Genomic DNA, 16,691 nt, shown 5'->3' with positions numbered 1-16,691 from the left:
CGGGCGGGCGCTGCGACCGGTCAGCCGCCCACCCGCTCACCCCGGCGCACGGACGCCCGGCCGACCGCCTCCACCAGGGGCAGCAGCCGGTGCGGCACCCGTTCGCGCAGAGCCATCTCGGTCCGGGTGCGCACCACGCCGGGGATCTGGATGAGCCGCTGGATGACGTCCTCCAGGTGCCCGTTGTCACGCGCGACGACCCGGGTGAGCAGGTCGCCGCCACCGGTGATCGAGAACGCCTCGATGATCTCGGGAACGGCGGCGAGGGCGTCCCCCACGTCGTCCAGATGTCCCTGCGTCACCTCGATGTGGACGAAGGCGAGCACCGGATGCCCGAGCGCGGCGGGGGAGAGGACCGGCCCGGTGCCGGTGATCACGCCGTCCCGCTCCATCCGGTCCAGCCGCGCCTGCAGCGTGCCCCGGGCGATGCCGAGAATGCGGGCGTACTCGCGCACACTGGTGCGCGGCTGTTCGATCAACAGCCGCAGGATGCGGGTGTCGAGCTCGTCCACTGCCATCGTTGGTCCCGTTCCATCCCATTGTGGTGGGGTGATGCGGAACGTGACAGTACCAATGGCGCAGCACGCGGCCTGACCGCTGCCCATCAGCGGCCCGACGCGGCCCGCCGGCCCCGGCTCAGGCCCCGGCTCCGGTCCTCAGCCGAGACTCTCCAGCAACGTGTTGCACGCCTCCTCGCACCGGCGGCACGCCTCGGCGCACAGCCGGCAGTGCTCGTGCATGTCCGCGTGGCTCCCGCACTCGTCCGCGCAGGCCTTGCACACCGTGGCGCACGCCTGCAGCAGCGCGCGCGTGATGTTCGCGTCGTACCCGGTGTGACGGGAGAGCACCGCGGCGGTCGCGGTGCAGATGTCCGCGCAGTCCATGTCGGTCCGGATGCACTTGGTCAGATCGCCGACCATGCCCTCGGACAGGCAGGCGTCCGCACAGGCCGTACACGCCTGCGCACAGGCGACGCACGCCTCGATGCAGTCGGCCATCGCCTCCTGATCCACGCCACCGAGGTCGGCCGGGTAGGTGTTCAGCATGTCCTTGACGGATGTCGTCATCGTCATCGCCTCCTCGCAGCGACGGGTTGACCTGCACGGCCCCGGCAAACGCCCGCCGCGCGCCCTGCCTCCCGCGGGCGGTCACAGGGCATACGGCGGTGACATCCCGGGACGGCGACGGGGACATCCGGGACGGCGACATGGCGGCACGGGAGGCGGGTACGCGCCAACGGACGGACGGGAGGCTGCCATGGAGGTCACCGAGGAGCGTCCCTACCGCTTCCGCATCGCGCCCCGCCGGGACATGCGGGTCCCCGGGATCGTGTTCGCGTCGCGGCGGCTGCTGCGGGACGCCGAGAAGTCACTGGAGCAGGTCGTCAACGTGGCGACCCTGCCCGGCATCGTCACCGCCTCGTACGCGATGCCCGACATCCACTGGGGCTACGGCTTCCCCATCGGAGGCGTGGCCGCCACCGACGTCGACGACGGCGGCGTGGTGTCGCCGGGCGGTGTCGGCTTCGACATCTCCTGCGGCGTACGGCTGCTGGCCGCCGACTGCGACCGGCCGGAGCTGGAGCCGGTGCTCCCGGCCCTGATGGACGGGCTGGGGGCGGCGACCCCGCACGGCCCCGGCCGCGGCGCGGTCTGGCGCCTGGGCAGCACGGCCCGGCTCGAACGGGTCCTGGAGGGCGGATCGCGGTACGCGGTCGAGGAGGGCCACGGCGAGGAACGCGACCTGCTGCGCTGCGAGGACGCCGGGGCGGTCCCGGACGCGGACGTCGGCCAGGTCGGCGAGCGGGCCCTGCAGCGGGGGCTGGAGCAGGTCGGGAGCCTCGGCGGCGGGAACCACTTCCTGGAGGTGCAGCAGGTCGCCGAGGTGTACGACGAGACGGTCGCCACCGCCTTCGGCCTCCACCGGGGCCAGGTGTGCGTGATGATCCACTGCGGCTCGCGGGGTCTCGGGCACCAGGTGTGCAGCGACCATGTGCGGGCGATGGACAAGGCCATGCCCCGGTACGGCATCACGGTGCCCGACCGGCAGCTCGCCTGCGCCCCGGTCGGTTCGCCGGCGGGCCGCGCCTACCTCGGGGCCATGGCCGCGGCGGCCAATTACGGGCGGGCGAACCGCCACATGCTGGGCGAGGCGGCGCGCCGGGTCTTCCGCCGCGCGGCGGGGGCGCGGCTGACCCTGGTGTACGACGTGTCCCACAACCTGGCGAAGGTGGAGGAGCACCATGTGGACGGGCGTACGCGCACGCTGTGCGTCCACCGCAAGGGGGCCACCCGGGCACTGCCGCCGGGCCACGCCGACCTGCCCGACGACCTGCGCGGGGTGGGGCAGCCGGTGCTGATCCCCGGCACCATGGGCACCGCGTCGTACGTCCTGACCGGGGTGCCGCGAGGCGACGCCTTCCACTCCACGTGCCACGGGGCCGGCCGGGTGCTGAGCCGGCACGCCGCCCTGCGCGCGGTCCGCGGCGACGAGCTGCGGTCCCGGCTCGAAACCCAGGGCATCGCGGTCCGCGGCGCCTCGGGACGCGGCCTGGCGGAGGAGGCACCGGAGGCGTACAAGGACGTCTCCGAGGTGATCGAGGCGAGCGAGGGCGCGGGACTGTGCCGCAAGGTGGCCCGCCTGGTCCCGCTGGGGGTCGTCAAAGGCTGACGACCGGCGGTCGTCCAGGGCTGGCGACCGGCGGGGCCCGCCGCCCCGGTGCCGCCGTCCACGAATGCGCGGTCCACGCCGGTGCGCCCAAACCGAGGCCGTCCCGCGGGCGCCCGCCGCCGCACAGGCACCGTGCGGGATGCCGCCGCACAGGCACCGTGCGGGATGCCGCCGCACGGGGGCCGCGGGGGACGCCGCCGCACAGGCGCCGCGCGGGATGCCGCCGCACGGGCACCGCGCGGGACCGCACCGCCCCCGCGCTGAGCCGGGGCTCAGACGTCGACCGTCACCGCGCAGGACCAGCCGCGCGGGCCCGGAGCCAGGTGGAGGTCGCTCCACGAGACGGCCTTGGGGGCCGCGCCGACGAGCCGGACCGCCGTGAGGTCGGCCACCGCGAGGCGCACGTCCAGCCCGCCGTCGGTGAGTTCGGCCTCGACGTCCAGGGGCACTTCGCCGTGCACGTCCAGCCGGAAGATGATCTCGTCGAGGAGCGCCGCCAGCAGGTCGTCGTCGTCCGTCTCGTCCACCCGCACCTGCCGCACGGCCACCGGCCGCACCCCGGAGACGTCGGCGAAGCACTCGACCATCCCGAGGACCGCCTCCGCGAGGCACAGCTCCCGGCTCGGTCCCCACGCCTCGATGCGTACGTCCGCCGTGTGCGGGACCGTCCGGTGGCCGCTGTCTGCCGGACCCCGCCCCTGCCCGTCACCATCCGTATCGCCGATCATGCCGATCACCTCCCCCCATGACGCCGGACATATGCCGGGGAGGAGGACAATTGAGGCCAGGCGCCCGAGGTGTCAGGAGTCGATGATGAAGGGCTCGGTCCGGCTCGGAAGTGTGACCGGTGTGCCCCTGCGGATGCACTGGAGCGTCCCGCTGCTCGTGGTGCTGTTCGCGTACGGGCTGGGCGGCCGGACCCTGCCCGCTTGGGCCCCGGGGGAGTCGGACGCGGCCTACACCGCCGCCGGGGCCGTCGGCGCGCTGCTGCTCATGGGCAGTCTCCTGGCGCACGAGGCGGCACACGCCGCCACGGCGCGCCGGAAGGGGATCCCGGTGCAGGACGTCACGTTGTGGGCGCTGGGCGGGGTGACCCGGATGGACGCGCCGCGGACCGCGGGCGTGGCCTTCGCCGTAGCCGTCAGCGGACCGCTGACCAGTCTGGTCGTCGGAGGCATCGGGCTCGGAGCGGGAGTGGGTCTGGGCGCGCTCACGGACTGGGTGGTGCCGGCCGGTGTGCTGGTGTGGCTCGGGTGGATGAACGTGCTGCTCGGCGTGTTCAACCTGCTGCCCGCCGCCCCGCTCGACGGCGGCCGGGTGCTGCAGGCACTGCTGTGGTGGCGTACCGGCGACAGGGGACGGGCGGAGCGGGTGTCCTCGCGCGGCGGCCAGGTCATGGGCGTACTGCTGATGGCCGCCGGCTGGATCTCCGTGCTGCGTGGGACCACGGGCGGTCTGTGGCTGGTGGCGATCGGACTGTTCATCACGCTGGTCGCGGGCGCCGAGCGGCAGCAGGCCGTGCTGCGCACCGCCCTGCAGGGAGTGCGGGTGTCCGATGCCATGTCGAGTCCGGTGATCACCGGTGCCGACTGGCTGACCGTCGGGGCCTTCCTCGACGAGGCGGCGGCCCGGTCCGGCCACTCCGCCGTGCCGCTGCTCGACTTCGAGGGCCGGCCGAGCGGCATCGTCGAGACGCGACGGCTCGCCGCGATCCCGGCGGAGCTCCGGGACGCGCTGCGGGTACGGGACGTGGCCGTCCCGCTGGCGCAGTGCGCGGTCGCCGCGCCGGACGACCTGCTCACCGACGTGCTCGACCGCGCGGGCCCCGGCGGTGGGGCCCGCATCCTCGTGCTGGACGCCGGCCGGCCGGTCGGGATCGTCACCGCGGAGGACATCTCCCGGCTGGTCCGACGGCACACCCTGCGCGGGCGGGGCGGCGGCTGACCAGGTACCGCCGGAGGGGTGACGCCCACGATCTCGTCCGTTGGCCCGCCCGGTGGCGCCCGAGACCCCCGTGCGCTGGGCCAATGGCCCAGTCGATCCGACCACGCTTGTACCAGTGGGGAGCGGGATGGTCTCATGGTCCGGTCGATGGCGCTGCGGATTCCGCGGCGCCTTTTTCATGCGGGTATCTGCCGGTACATGGCGGTACATGTCGGCGGGTGCTGGTCCCCCCGGCGGGCGCCGGCCGGTGCCGACATCCGCCGGTACCCACCGGCCGGGAACACAAGTGCGTACGGAGAAGGGGCGGGGAAAGCAGTGCTGAAGAGGATGTTCGTGGCTCCGGACCCGGGGCGGCTGCGACTGCGCAGCGCCGTCCGGGCCGTCCTCGGCATCAGTACGGCGGTGGCCGCGTGCGGTCTCACGGGGCATGCCCTCCCCGCCGTCATCACCGGCGGTCTCGCCGCCCTGCTGGCACTGTTCACGGTCACGGACACGACGGTCCGGGCCCAGGCGGTCACCACCGCGCTGCTGCCCGCCGTCGGTTTCCCGGTGCTCGCTCTCGCGGCCGGGCTCCAGGGCCACGCGCTCCTCCGGGACCTGGCGTTCGTCGCCGTGGCCGGCGGCGCGGTGTACGTGCGCCGCTGGGGGCCGCGCGGCCACGCCCTCGGCGTCTTCGCGTTCATGACGTTCTTCGTGTCGCAGTTCCTGCGCACCGTGCCGGGGCAGCTGCCGGAGCTGTACGCGGCCGTCGTCCTCGCACTGCTCGCCTCGTCGGCCGTCCGGTTCGGCCTGTGGTGCTACGAGCGCCGCCTGCCGCCGCCGCCCGCCGTGCCCGCCCTGCCGGGCGGGAGGGGCCTCGCCCGCACGACCACCCGCCAGGCGGTCCAGGCCGCCTTCGCCGCGGCCTTCGCCCTCGTCGCCGGGCAGTTCCTCTCCGGGGAACGCTGGTACTGGGCGGTCGGCGCCACCTGGTGGATCTTCGTCAACACCGCGTCGCGCGGCGAGACGCTGGTCCGCGGCTTCCGCCGCATCCTCGGCACGCTGGCCGGTATCGCCGTGAGCCTCGTGGCCGCCGTCCCGCTCGACGGCGCCCTCGCGCCGACGGCCGCGCTGGTCGCGGTCTGCGTCTTCGGCATCTTCTACTCGGCGCCCGTGTCGTACACCTGGATGATGCTGGCCGTCACCGTCATGGTCGGCCTGCTGTACGGGCTCCTGGGCGTGCTGGAGCCGAGCCTGCTCGCCCTGCGTCTCGCCGAAACCGGCGTGGGGGCCCTGGGCGCGGCGCTGGCCGTGCTGTTCGTGCTGCCCGTCACCACGCACGCCACCACGGACGCGTGGATCGGGCGCGCTCTGCACTGCGTGCACGGCTGCACCACCGCGGCCGCGCGGCGCCTCGCGGGCCACCCGGAGGCGGACCCGGCGCCGCTCGCGGCCGAGCTGGAGGTGCTGCTCGGCCGGGCGCGGCTGTCGCTGGCCCCGCTCCTGCACCCGCTCAGCCCGCTGCGCGCCCGCAAGGCCCGGGCCCGCCGGGTCCTGGCCCTGCTGGACGACTGCGCCCGGGAGGTACGGGGCCTGGCCTCGGTCGCGGCGGACCCGGTCGCCTCGCACGACGCCCGGCTCGCCGCGGCGTGCTGGCGCGTGGAGATCGCCCTGGGAGCCCTCGTGGCACCGGACGCGGAACCAACCGCTCCGCAGCCGGCCGACGCCGCGGCGGACGCCGCGTCCCACCACCCGGTCACCGACGCCGCGCTCCGCCACCTCCACGGCCTGGAGAAGGTCCTCGTCGACCTCGCCGGGCCGCTGCGGAGCTCGCGTCCGTCCTCTCCCGTCCGCTCCTAGGGCCGCCGCAACACCCCGCCTTGGTCTAGACCTGCTAGCGTCGCCCGCACCACCGGCGACCGGCCGGCGGCCGGCATCGGAGAGGGGCACTGCGATGGGGTACGGAGGGGGCCGCAGGGCCTTCATCGGGTCGTTCACGTCCGCCGGCGGGCGCGGGGTCGCCGCGGCCGACGTCGATCCGGGGACGGGCGCCCTGACGATCACCGGAGCGACGGACGAGGTACCCGACCCGTCCTTCCTGGCCCCCGCCCCCGGCGGCGCCGTGCTCTACGCGGTGTCGGAGAGGCCGGAAGGCGCCGCGGCGGCTTTCGACATCACCGGTCCGGCCCCGCGCCTGATCGGCGGCCCCGTCCCGGTCCGGGGCGCCGGTCCGACGCACCTGGCGCTGGCCGCCGGCCACGTGATCACCGCCAACTACGGATCGGGCAGCCTGAGCGCGCTGCCGCTCGGCGTGGACGGCGCGCCCGGGACGCCCACGGTGCTGGAGCACACCGGCGCGGGCCCCGACCCCGAGCGGCAGGAGGGCCCGCACGCCCACCAGGTGGTGGCGGACCCCGGCGGCCGCTGGCTGCTCGCGGTCGACCTGGGGACCGACTCCGTGCGCGTGTACGACCTCGCCGGCGGCGTCCCGGCCCCGCACGCCGAGACCGTGCTGCCCCCCGGGACCGGGCCCCGCCATCTCGCCTTCCATCCGGCGGGCAGCCACGTCTACGTGCTGGGCGAACTGGAACCCACCCTCACCGTCTGCCGCTGGGACGCCGCCGCGGGCGCCCTCGAACCGGTCCACCGGACGGACGTCCTGCCGGGCGCCCGGCCGGGCCTCCCGCCTGCGGACGCGTCCTCCCGGAGCTACCCCTCCGGCATCGCCGTCGCGCCCGACGGGCGCTTCGCCTGGGCCGCGGTGCGCGGTGACGACTCCATCGCCGTCCTCGCCCTCGACGAGGGCCGCGAGAAGCCGGAGCCGGTCGCGGCCGTGCCCTGCGGCGGCCATTGGCCACGCGACCTGGCCCTCGACCCGGAGGGGCGGCGGCTGTACGTGGCCAACGAGCGCTCCGGTGACGTCACCTGGTTCGACCTGGACCGGAGGACGGGCGTACCGAGCCGGGCAGGGTCCGTCGAAGCATCGGCGGCGTCCTGTGTGGTCTTCGCCTGACCCGTACGCGCCCCGGGCGACCGGGCTGACCGGGAGCCGCACGCGGGTTGCGCTCGCGCGGCCTGACGGACGCCCTACGGACGCTGTACGCCGGGTCCGCTCGCGCGCCGCAGACAAGCCGCACAGGGGCCCGTGGGTGGGCTGGACGTGACCGTATGGGAAGACGTACGCGGGGTGGACGCAGGGGTCCGGAAGCCGTACGCGGGTGGACGTACGGTCCCGAAGCCGTGCAGGGGCTGGACGTTCGGACCCGCGAAACCCTGCGGGGGCTGGACGTACGGGTCCGGGAGGCGTGGGCTGGCTGGACATACGGGTCCGGAAGCCGTGCGCGGGCCGGAAGGGACCGTACGGACGCCGGAGGCGGGCGGGTGCGCGGAGGCCCGCCCCGACACGTACGGACGGCGGACGCGGGGCGGATGGGCACCGTACGGACGCCGGACGCGGGGCGGGCGCGCGAAGGCCCGCCCCGGTGGTTCCCGGTGCGGGCCTTTCGCCGTCGTGGCGGCGCGGTCAGCGGACCGGCGCCCCCTGCGGCTGCTGGGCGAGGCCCAGTACCGCCGAGTACTGCGACAGCACCAGCTTGCCGACCGCCGGGTAGGCGCCCAGCGCCTCGGCCGCCGGGCAGTTCGCGGCCCGGGCGGCCTCCTCCAGCAGGCCCTCGGCCAGCTCGGGGCCGATCAGGTACGGCGCGAGGGCGAGCTGCTGCGAACCCGAGCCGCGCAGCTGTTCGGCGACTGCCGCCACCGAACCCTCCTGGTCGAGCGCCGCGGCCATCACCGGCACCGCGAGGCGCGCGGCCAGCAGCATGCCCGTGATGCCGGCCGCCTGGACGGCTTCCTCGCCGCCGACCGTGGCCAGCACGATGCCGTCGGCCGCCGTGGCGACCGTGAACAGCCGGGCCCGGTCGGCGCGGGCCAGACCCGCCTCGGACAGCCGGACGTGCACGGCCTCGGCCAGCAGCGGGTGCGGGCCCAGGACGTCGGTCAGCTGGGCGGGCGCGCCGCTGTTCGCGACGGTCTCCCGTATGCGGTCCATCAGGGCGTGGTCCGGGCCGGCGAGCAGCGGCACCACGACGGCGGCCGGGCCCTCGGGCTCGGCGACCTCGCGCCCGGCGGCGCGGGCGAGCTCGTACCGCTCCGCCCGCAGCGCGGCCGCCTGCTTCACGATGCCCGAGAGCGTGGGGTACTCGGCGTCGTCGCCGTCCAGGAAGCCGATCGCGGCCTCCAGGCCGGGCAGCTCGGCACGGGCGATGCTCACGACCTCTTCCGCCAGACCGCGCACCGCGGCGGAAGGGGCGCCGGGAACGGCGAGGACGAGCACGGGCGCGCCCTCGGGCGCCGCCACGGGTTCAGGGCGACGGTGCCGCCCGGACTGTCGGGGTCGCGGCATTCGTACAGGCAGGCCGGAAGCAGGCCCAGTGGGGGAGCTCATGGCCCGGCATGCTACTGGCTTTACCTGCCCCGATGCTTGGGGAGGGTCCGGTCGGGAGCCCTCTGTCCGGCTATGTCCCAAGCATCCGCTACGCAGGGGTTGTCTCCAGCATGCCCGGCTCGCGAGGCAGCCGGAGCGTGCCCGTGGCGAGGGCCGCGGCGACGGTCAGCGCCCCCGTGAGGGGATCGCCTTCGGCCATCACCGGCCGGGCGTGCGGCACTTGCTCCGCCAGCTCGGCCCGCAGCGGTACGAGCAGGGGGTCGCCCATCCGGAACAGGCCGCCGGTGAGCGCGACTTCGCGGTCCGCGGGAGGCGGGCAGACGGCCGCCGCGGCCTCCGCGATGTGCCGTGCCGCCCGCGCCAGGACCGCGGCCGCGACGGGGTCGCCGTCCGAGGCGCACCGGGCGACCTCGGGCGCGAACGAGGCCAGCACCGCGGGCCGGTCGGCGCGCGGGTAGAGCTGCCCCGGCAGTGCGCCCGGCTCTCCGAACACGGCCCGGACGCGCGCCAGGAGCGGGGCGGACCCGCCGCGCCGTCCGTCGTGGGCGCGCAGGGCGGCGTCGAGGCCGGCGCGGCCGATCCAGGCGCCGCCGCCGCAGTCGCCCAGCAGATGGCCCCAGCCGTCCGCGCGGCGCCACACGCTCAGGTCCGTGCCGAGCGCGATCATCCCGGTGCCCGCCGCGACCACCGCGCCCGGCCGCCGGCCCAGCGCACCGGCGTAGGCGGTGACGGCGTCGGCCGCCAGTGCGAGGCGCTCCACGCCGAGGGTGCGCCGCAGCGCCGCGGGCAGCTCGGCGCGCAGTTCGTCGCCGAGCGTCGACATTCCGGCCGCTCCGACGGCGACGGCGGCGAGGTCCCCGGTCCCCGCCCCGGCCCGTCCGAGCAGTGCCTCCGCGGCCGGTACCAGCCGCGCCAGCAACTCCCCGGCGTCGATCCCCCGCTCTCCGGTCGGTACGGGCTCGGCGAGGGGCACGGTGTCGACGGCGCGCACGACACCCCGCCGGTCGCTCCCGGTGCCGCCCTCGGCGCCTTCCCGGGCCGCGGCCGCGCGGCCGAGCGCCACACGGAGCCCCGACCCACCGGAGTCGACCCCCAGCACCCACGGGTGGTCGCTCACGCGGTACCGTCCCGCCGCGACGTCACGGCAGGCGCCAGTCGACCGGCTCGGCCCCCTGCTGGAGCAGCAGTTCGTTCGTACGGCTGAAGGGGCGGGAGCCGAAGAAGCCCTTGTCCGCCGACATGGGGGACGGGTGCGCCGACTCGATGGCGGGGAGCCTGCCGAGCAGCGGGCGCAGGTTGCGGGCGTCACGGCCCCACAACACGGACACCAGCGGCTTGCCGCGTGCGGCGAGCGCCTTGATGGCCTGCTCGGTCACCTCCTCCCAGCCCTTGCCGCGGTGAGCGCCCGGCTTGCGGGGCGCCGTGGTGAGCGCCCTGTTGAGCAGCAGCACCCCCTGCCGGGTCCACGGCGTCAGGTCACCGCTGGACGGCCGGGGCAGGCCCAGGTCGGCGTGCATCTCCCGGAAGATGTTGTCCAGGCTGGGGGGCAACGGCCGCACCTCGGGCGCGACCGAGAAGCTCAGCCCCACCGCGTGCCCCGGTGTCGGGTACGGGTCCTGGCCGACGATCAGCACCCTTACCTCGTCGAACGGCTGCTGGAACGCGCGCAGTACGTTCGCTCCGGCCGGTAGGTAGGTGCGTCCCGCGGCGATCTCCGCGCGGAGGAAGTCGCCCATCGCGGCGATGCGTTCGGCCACCGGCGCGAGGGCGTGCGCCCACCCCGGCTCGACGATTTCATTCAACGGTCGTGCTGCCACGGCCGTCACTCTACTGGCGCAGCGAGCCGCCCCTCACCCGATGGCGGCCGCCCGGACGCACAGCACGTCCGGCAGGTGCGAGGCCAGCAACTGCCAGCTGTCGCCCTCGTCCGCGCTCGCGTAGACCTCGCCGTTGCGGTTGCCGAAGTACACGCCCGCCGGATCGGCGTCGTCCGCGCACATCGCGTCGCGCAGCACCGTCCCGTAGTGGTCGCCCTCCGGCAGGCCGTCCGAGAGCGCCTCCCAGGACTCGCCGGCGTCGGTGGTGCGGTAGACCCGGCAGCGGCGGCCGGCCGGGACCCGGTCCGCGTCGGCGGTGATCGGGAACACGTACGCCACGTCCGCCCGGTGCGGATGCGCCACGGCCGCGAAACCGAAGTCGGAGGGCAGGCCCGCGCCGATGTCGGTCCACTTGGCGCCGCCGTCGTCGCTGCGGTACACCCCCCAGTGGTTCTGGAGGTACAGCCGGTCGGGATCGCCGGCGTCCTGCGCGATCTTGTGGACGCACTGCCCGAACTTCGGGTGCTGGTCCGGCAGGAAGACCGCCGACACGCCGTCGTTGGAGGGAGACCAGGTCGCGCCCCCGTCCCGGGTCCGGAACACCCCGGCCGCCGACACCGCGACGGTGACGGCGTCGGGGTCGCGGGGGTCCGTGACGACCGTGTGGACCGCCTCGCCGCCTCCACCGGGCATCCACTGCGACCGGGTCGGGTGCTCCCACAGCGGGCGTACCAGCTCGAAGGTCTCGCCGTCGTCGGTGGAGCGGAAGAGCGCTGCGGGCTCCGTCCCCGCGTACACCACGCCGGGAGCCGCGGGGCCCGCCGGGTGGAGCTGCCACACCCGCTCCAGCGAAGCGCCGGTGTCCTTGGGGAACTTGACCGGAGGCTGCCGGGGCTCGACCCAGGTCTCTCCCAGGTCGTCGGAGTGGAACACCGACGGGCCCCAGTGCGAGCTGTCGCCCCCCGCCAGCAGCCGGGGCGTGGTCCGGCGCGTGTCGATGGCGATCGAGTACACGGCCTGCGCGTTGAAGTGCGGGCCGCCGAACTCCCATCGGCCGCCGCGCCTGCGGCCGATGAAGAGCCCTTTGCGTGTGCCTACGGTCAGCAGTACGTCGTCGGTCATGGCCGACACCTCCAGGACGCCGTTGTCGCGGATACGGGCCAGTGTGCACCCACCCACTGACAGTGGCGCCCCGCTCTGCGTTCCCGCAGGTCGGCACCCGTGTCAGCGCCGGCCCGCACCAGCCGGCCGCGGCGTCAGACCGACCGGAGGTACTGGTCCGGCACGTGGACGTCGCCGCCCAGCTCGCGCGCCGCGTGCCGCGCCCACGACGGGTTGCGCAGCAGCTCACGGCCGAGGAGCACCGCGTCCGCCTCGCCGTTGGCCACGATCTTCTCCGCCTGCTCGGCCTCCGTGATCAGCCCCACCGCGGCGACCGGCAGACCCGTCTCCGCCTTCACCCGCGCGGCGAACGGGACCTGGTAGCCGGGGCCCACCGGGATGCGGACGCGCGGTGCGTTGCCGCCGGTCGACACGTCGAGCAGGTCCACGCCGTGCTCCGCGAGCAGGGCGGCGAAGCGCACCGTGTCGTCGGCCGTCCAGCCCGCCTGCTCCTCCAGCCAGTCGGTGGCCGAGATCCGGAAGAACAGCGGCAGCTCATCGGGCCACACGGCCCGTACCGCGTCGACGACCTCCAGGGCGAAGCGCGTCCGGTTCTCGAAGGAGCCGCCGTACGCGTCGGTGCGGTGGTTGCTGTGCGGGGAGAGGAACTCGCCGATGAGGTAGCCGTGGGCGCCGTGGACCTCGACGACCTCGAAGCCCGCGTCCAGGGCGCGCCGGGCCGCAGCCGCGAACTGCCCCACGATCTCGCGGATCCCGTCGCCGGTCAGCTCGTCGGGCACGGGGTGGCCGTCGTCGAACGGTACGGGGCTCGGCCCGACGGGCTGCCAGCCGTGCTCGTCGCCGCCGACGGGGCCACCGCCCTGCCAGGGGCGGCCGGTCGACGCCTTGCGTCCGGCGTGGGCGATCTGGATGCCGGGCACGGTGCCCTGGGTCCTGAGGAACGCCGTGATCCGGCGCAGCGCCTCCACCTGGGTGTCGTTCCAGATGCCGAGGTCGTACGGGCTGATCCGGCCCTCGGGGGACACCGCGGTCGCCTCCAGCAGGATCAGCCCGGTGCCGCCCGCGGCGCGGGCCGCGTAGTGGGCGAAGTGCCAGTCGTTCGCGACGCCCGCACCCGGCCCGGACGCCTCGGCGCTGTACTGGCACATCGGTGCCATCCACACGCGGTTGGGGACGGTCAGCGACCGCAGGGTGCGGGGCTCGAACAGTGCGCTCACGGCGGACTCCATTCACGGCGGGACCGGGGTACTGCTCGTACGATAACCATCGTAGTACGTCGCCTGTCAAACTACGAGGGTCCTCGTACAATGGGGGAACCCGATGAGTCTGGAGCCGCCGTGACCCCTGTGACCTCCGCGACCGGCCCGCGCGAGCTCGCCCATCCCGCGCGCGCCGAGATCCGCCTCGAAGACGTGCTCCACGCGCTGTCCGACCCGATGCGGCTGCGCGTGGTCCGCGAACTGGCGGCGGCCGACGCCGAGGTGGCCTGCTCGTACGTCGAGCTGCCCGTCACCAAGTCGACCACCACCCACCACTTCCGCGTCCTGCGCGAGAGCGGCGTCATCCGCCAGACCTACCGCGGCACGGCCAAGATGAACGGCCTGCGGCGGGACGACCTGGACGCCCTCTTCCCCGGCCTGCTGGACACGGTCCTCGCTGCCGCCGCGCACCAGTCCGCCCGTCTGGCCACGGCTCCCTAGCCGGAAGCCGGGAGCCCGGAACGGAAGCCCGATGCCGGAAGCTAGGGCTCCGGGTCCCGGTCCGACTTCGGCCAGAGGTACGGCAGGTCGTCCGGTACGCCGGGGAACCGGCCCTGGTAGTACTGCGGGTCCTTGCGGAGCAGGGCCGACTGGTGGCTGCGGTGGAACGCGGGGTCGCCGAGCCATGGCGGCAGGTCCCCGTCCGCGGCCAGCCGGTCCTGGCGCCGGACCTCCGTCCCCGGGCTCCAGGCGTGGAAGTCGCGCATCAACGTGGAGGCGCACGTGTCGGACCGGCCCTCCGCGGTCCAGACCAGGCAGACGTCGAGGCAGTACCGGACGAGGGCCTCCTCGTAACCGGCCCACATGCGGACCGCGGGATGCCTGCGCCACCCGTAACCGGGCACGGTCAGACCGCGGAACACCTGGAGCGCCTCCACTCGCTGCTTGCCCAGCCGGCGCGGGTCCAGCGCCGTCGCCGACCGGGTGAAGCCGGAGAAGGGCAGGAATGTCTGCATACGGTCTGCTTATCACGCGCCGCGGGAGGCCGAGCGGCACGAGCCGGGCAGGACACGGAAGGCGGCCTAGGGGGTGTCTTGCCGATCGTGCCGGGCTCGCGGCGCCCGGCACCGCACCTCGCTGCGTTGTCGTCGGTCGCCGACGGCCCCCGTTGCCCTTCGGGCACGGAAGCCCCCCACCGCGTCGGCTCCTCCTCCGCCTTGCGATGCGCGGCACCGAACGCCGCTCACTGATCCGGCCTGATCGACAAGACACCCCCTACCGCGGCGGTGCGCCCGCCGCCTCCAGCAGCCCCGCCCAGTCCGCGATCTTCACCGTGGAACGCCCCAGCGTGCGGCCCAGAGCCGCCTCCGCCTGCTCGATGGAGAGCCAGCCCGGCCACTCCACCGGCTGCAGGCCCCAGGCGCGCAGCGCGGCCACCGGGTCGTCGGCGACCGGGCGGCGCAGCAGCAGCGCGGCGTCGTCGAGCAGCGAGGCGGCCGTCTCCTTGGCGCAGGGCCGGTTGGTGCCGATCACGCCCGTCGGTCCGCGCTTGATCCAGCCCGCGACGTACTCGCCCGGTGACGGCCTCTCGTCGCGCAGCACCCGCCCCGCCGCGTGCGGCACCGTGCCGCGCGACGCGTCGAACGGCAGGCCCTCCAGCGGCACACCGCGGTAGCCGACGGCGCGCAGCACCAGCCGGGCCTCGATGTCCTCGTAGGCGCCGGTGCCCCGCACGCCGCCCGTGCCGTCGGGCAGGGTCCGCTCGAAGCGCACCCCGGCCGCCCGGCCGTCCCGCTCCAGCACCTCCACGGGCCGCAGGAAGAACCGCACCCGGATGACCCGCTCCCGGGGGTCCGGGGCGGTGTCCGCGGCCCAGGCGCGCACCACCTCGACGTTGCGGCGGTTGACCGCCGGCAGCCCCGCCGGATCCGCGTACGCAGGGTCGAGCGCCAGGTCGGCGGGATCCACCTCCACCCGTGCCCCGGGCATCGCCCCCAGCTCGCGCAGCTCCTTGGTGGTGAACTTGGCCTGCGAGGGGCCGCGCCGGCCCACCATGTGCACCGCGCGCACCCGGCTCTGCGCCAGCGCGCCGAGCGCCGTCTGGGGGACGTCCGTGGGGTGCAGCTCCTCCGGACCGCGCGCCAGGATCCGCGCCACGTCCACCGCCACGTTCCCCACGCCGATCACCACCGCCGAGCGGGCGGCGAGCGCGACGCCGAAGCCGTTCCCGACGGCGTCCGGGTGCGCGCTGTACCAGGACACGAAGTCCGTCGCGGAGTAGCTGCCCGGCAGTTCCTCGCCCGGCACGCCGAGCCTGCGGTCGCGCGCCGCCCCCACGCAGTACACCACCGCGTGGTACAGCTCCAGCAGCCGCGCGGGTGTCACGCCCCGGGCGCCGACCTCGACGTTCCCGACGAAGCCGATCCGCTCGTGCTCGAGCACCGCGCGCAGGTTGTTCTGCAGGGACTTGATCTTCTCGTGGTCCGGCGCCACCCCGTACCGCACGAGCCCGTACGGACAGGGCAGCCGGTCCAGGACGTGGACGCGGACGTCCGGCACCCGGGTCTGCTCCACCAGGGACTGGGCGGTGTAGACCCCGCTCGGGCCGGAACCGACGACGGCGACTCGAAGCACGGCTGCGCTCCTTCCCGCAGGGACCTCCAGCATCGCACCGCTGGGCCCGCCGCGGGAGACGGCCGACCGGGGGGGGCCGTGCCGATGTGCCGGATGTGCCGGACCTACGCCGACGACACGGGCGGCGCGGCCGCCGGCTCCGGCTCGGGCGCCAGACCGCCCGGTCCGTCGCCCGGCGGCACCCCCAGCTCCCAGTCAAGCCCGTACCGCTGGAACAGCTCGGCGCGCAGCCGCGCCCGTGGCATCGGCGCGCCCGGTACGACCACCGCGAAGACCGCGCCCATCAGCAGGGCCCGGAGCAGCGGATAGTCGGCGTCCACGTCCCGCGCCCCGTACCGGGCCACCGTGTCCCGCAACAGGAAGGCCAGCCGCTGCTGCTCGGGGCACTGCACGAACCCCTCGGCCTGGAGGATCCCCGCCATGTGGGTCCGCATCAGCCGGGGCTGCTCCACCGCCAGCGTCAGGATGGCGTCGATGGCGCGCGCCAGCCGCTCCGGGCCGTCCTCGCTGCGCGGCTCGCGCTCCAGGGCCGCCTCCAGCGTGCGGTGCATCAGACGGTGCACCGCCGACTGCAACAGCTGCCGCTTGCCGGGGAAGTAGTAGGAGACCAGACCGCGCGCCGAGCCCGCCCGGTCGGCGATGTCGCCCAGCGTCGTGGCTTCGTACCCCCGTTCGCCGACCAGTTCCACCGCCGCCTGCAGCAGCCGCTCCCTGGAGCGCCGCCGCATTTCTTCATTGACCGATGCGCTCCGCGGGGACATGCTTTAACTCCTGCGTTGACTGGCTCTGAGCCAATATACTCAGGGAGTGCCCGCTGCGAAGCACTGCGCTGCAGGTCAGCGGGGCGGGTGTCATGCGGACCGGGCGACGCGGGGGATCGCC

General features: G+C 75.0%; 16 protein-coding genes. 5 read left to right on the top strand and 11 right to left on the bottom strand.

All coding sequences use genetic code 11. The features are described from left to right. Positions 1-20 precede the first annotated feature (20 nt). Both ACIA79_RS20235 and ACIA79_RS20230 read right to left on the bottom strand, forming a co-directional pair. Positions 21-518 (bottom strand): Lrp/AsnC family transcriptional regulator, encoded by a 498-nt coding sequence (locus ACIA79_RS20235; RefSeq protein ID WP_399429700.1) that lies wholly within the window; start codon positions 516-518, stop codon positions 21-23. Between the two features lie 138 nt (positions 519-656). Next, entirely contained in the window at positions 657-1,067 is a 411-nt protein-coding gene (locus ACIA79_RS20230) for a four-helix bundle copper-binding protein (protein WP_399429699.1), read from the bottom strand. A gap of 190 nt (positions 1,068-1,257) precedes the next feature. On the opposite strand from ACIA79_RS20230, the gene ACIA79_RS20225 reads away from it, so the two are divergent. Then, on the top strand, positions 1,258-2,670 hold the full coding sequence (locus ACIA79_RS20225; RefSeq protein ID WP_399429698.1) for an RtcB family protein: 1,413 nt from the start codon (positions 1,258-1,260) through the stop codon (positions 2,668-2,670). A gap of 272 nt (positions 2,671-2,942) precedes the next feature. Here ACIA79_RS20225 and ACIA79_RS20220 read toward each other — a convergent pair whose 3' ends face one another. Then, on the bottom strand, positions 2,943-3,398 hold the full coding sequence (locus ACIA79_RS20220; protein ID WP_399429697.1) for an archease: 456 nt from the start codon (positions 3,396-3,398) through the stop codon (positions 2,943-2,945). 85 nt (positions 3,399-3,483) lie between these two features. Here ACIA79_RS20220 and ACIA79_RS20215 point away from each other — a divergent pair, with 85 nt between their 5' ends. The 3 genes from ACIA79_RS20215 (at position 3,484) to ACIA79_RS20205 (ending at position 7,606) form a co-directional block, all read left to right on the top strand. After that, positions 3,484-4,614 carry a site-2 protease family protein gene (locus ACIA79_RS20215; RefSeq protein ID WP_399429844.1) on the top strand — a complete coding sequence of 377 codons (1,131 nt, stop codon included), beginning with the start codon at positions 3,484-3,486 and terminating at the stop codon, positions 4,612-4,614. 315 nt (positions 4,615-4,929) lie between these two features. Continuing rightward, on the top strand, positions 4,930-6,453 hold the full coding sequence (locus tag ACIA79_RS20210; RefSeq protein WP_399429696.1) for an FUSC family protein: 1,524 nt from the start codon (positions 4,930-4,932) through the stop codon (positions 6,451-6,453). A gap of 94 nt (positions 6,454-6,547) precedes the next feature. Beyond that, positions 6,548-7,606 (top strand): lactonase family protein, encoded by a 1,059-nt coding sequence (locus ACIA79_RS20205; protein WP_399429695.1) that lies wholly within the window; start codon positions 6,548-6,550, stop codon positions 7,604-7,606. A 510-nt stretch (positions 7,607-8,116) separates the two neighbouring features. Here the strand turns inward: ACIA79_RS20205 and ACIA79_RS20200 are convergent. The 5 genes from ACIA79_RS20200 to ACIA79_RS20180 form a co-directional block, all read right to left on the bottom strand. After that, a complete protein-coding gene (locus ACIA79_RS20200) occupies positions 8,117-9,037 on the bottom strand; it encodes a sirohydrochlorin chelatase (protein WP_399429694.1) in 921 nt (306 codons plus the stop codon). A gap of 88 nt (positions 9,038-9,125) precedes the next feature. Then, positions 9,126-10,154, bottom strand: a complete 1,029-nt coding sequence (locus ACIA79_RS20195) for an N-acetylglucosamine kinase (protein ID WP_399429692.1) — start codon at positions 10,152-10,154, stop codon at positions 9,126-9,128. 22 nt (positions 10,155-10,176) lie between these two features. Then, complete coding sequence (locus ACIA79_RS20190; protein ID WP_399429691.1) at positions 10,177-10,854, bottom strand: uracil-DNA glycosylase; 678 nt, start codon at positions 10,852-10,854, stop codon at positions 10,177-10,179. 33 nt (positions 10,855-10,887) lie between these two features. Beyond that, positions 10,888-11,976, bottom strand: a complete 1,089-nt coding sequence (locus ACIA79_RS20185) for a WD40/YVTN/BNR-like repeat-containing protein (RefSeq protein WP_399429689.1) — start codon at positions 11,974-11,976, stop codon at positions 10,888-10,890. A gap of 134 nt (positions 11,977-12,110) precedes the next feature. Beyond that, positions 12,111-13,193, bottom strand: a complete 1,083-nt coding sequence (locus ACIA79_RS20180) for an NADH:flavin oxidoreductase/NADH oxidase (RefSeq protein ID WP_399429688.1) — start codon at positions 13,191-13,193, stop codon at positions 12,111-12,113. A gap of 129 nt (positions 13,194-13,322) precedes the next feature. Between ACIA79_RS20180 and ACIA79_RS20175 the strand changes: the two genes are divergently transcribed. Then, a complete protein-coding gene (locus tag ACIA79_RS20175; RefSeq protein WP_399429843.1) occupies positions 13,323-13,676 on the top strand; it encodes an ArsR/SmtB family transcription factor in 354 nt (117 codons plus the stop codon). Between the two features lie 41 nt (positions 13,677-13,717). Here ACIA79_RS20175 and ACIA79_RS20170 read toward each other — a convergent pair whose 3' ends face one another. From ACIA79_RS20170 to ACIA79_RS20160, 3 genes are all read right to left on the bottom strand, one after another. Further along, a complete protein-coding gene (locus ACIA79_RS20170) occupies positions 13,718-14,191 on the bottom strand; it encodes an MSMEG_6728 family protein (RefSeq protein WP_399429687.1) in 474 nt (157 codons plus the stop codon). A gap of 259 nt (positions 14,192-14,450) precedes the next feature. Beyond that, positions 14,451-15,809 (bottom strand): FAD-dependent oxidoreductase, encoded by a 1,359-nt coding sequence (locus ACIA79_RS20165; protein WP_399429686.1) that lies wholly within the window; start codon positions 15,807-15,809, stop codon positions 14,451-14,453. 104 nt (positions 15,810-15,913) lie between these two features. Next, on the bottom strand, positions 15,914-16,570 hold the full coding sequence (locus ACIA79_RS20160; protein WP_399429685.1) for a TetR/AcrR family transcriptional regulator: 657 nt from the start codon (positions 16,568-16,570) through the stop codon (positions 15,914-15,916). Positions 16,571-16,691 lie beyond the last annotated feature (121 nt).

Origin of the sequence: Streptomyces sp. NPDC051310, assembly GCF_044455245.1 — a bacterium.
Lineage (GTDB): Bacteria > Actinomycetota > Actinomycetes > Streptomycetales > Streptomycetaceae > Streptomyces.
This window is presented reverse-complemented; position numbering and strand designations above follow the sequence as displayed.

Excerpts from the sequence above, each read along its gene's own strand:
- ACIA79_RS20235 (WP_399429700.1), bottom strand. The coding sequence starts at position 518 with ATGGCAGTGGACGAGCTCGACACCCGCATCCTGCGGCTGTTGATCGAA.
- ACIA79_RS20230 (WP_399429699.1), bottom strand. The coding sequence starts at position 1,067 with ATGACGACATCCGTCAAGGACATGCTGAACACCTACCCGGCCGACCTC.
- ACIA79_RS20225 (WP_399429698.1), top strand. The coding sequence starts at position 1,258 with ATGGAGGTCACCGAGGAGCGTCCCTACCGCTTCCGCATCGCGCCCCGC.
- ACIA79_RS20220 (WP_399429697.1), bottom strand. The coding sequence starts at position 3,398 with ATGATCGGCGATACGGATGGTGACGGGCAGGGGCGGGGTCCGGCAGAC.
- ACIA79_RS20215 (WP_399429844.1), top strand. The coding sequence starts at position 3,484 with ATGAAGGGCTCGGTCCGGCTCGGAAGTGTGACCGGTGTGCCCCTGCGG.
- ACIA79_RS20205 (WP_399429695.1), top strand. The coding sequence starts at position 6,548 with ATGGGGTACGGAGGGGGCCGCAGGGCCTTCATCGGGTCGTTCACGTCC.
- ACIA79_RS20200 (WP_399429694.1), bottom strand. The coding sequence starts at position 9,037 with ATGAGCTCCCCCACTGGGCCTGCTTCCGGCCTGCCTGTACGAATGCCG.
- ACIA79_RS20185 (WP_399429689.1), bottom strand. The coding sequence starts at position 11,976 with ATGACCGACGACGTACTGCTGACCGTAGGCACACGCAAAGGGCTCTTC.
- ACIA79_RS20170 (WP_399429687.1), bottom strand. The coding sequence starts at position 14,191 with ATGCAGACATTCCTGCCCTTCTCCGGCTTCACCCGGTCGGCGACGGCG.
- ACIA79_RS20160 (WP_399429685.1), bottom strand. The coding sequence starts at position 16,570 with ATGTCCCCGCGGAGCGCATCGGTCAATGAAGAAATGCGGCGGCGCTCC.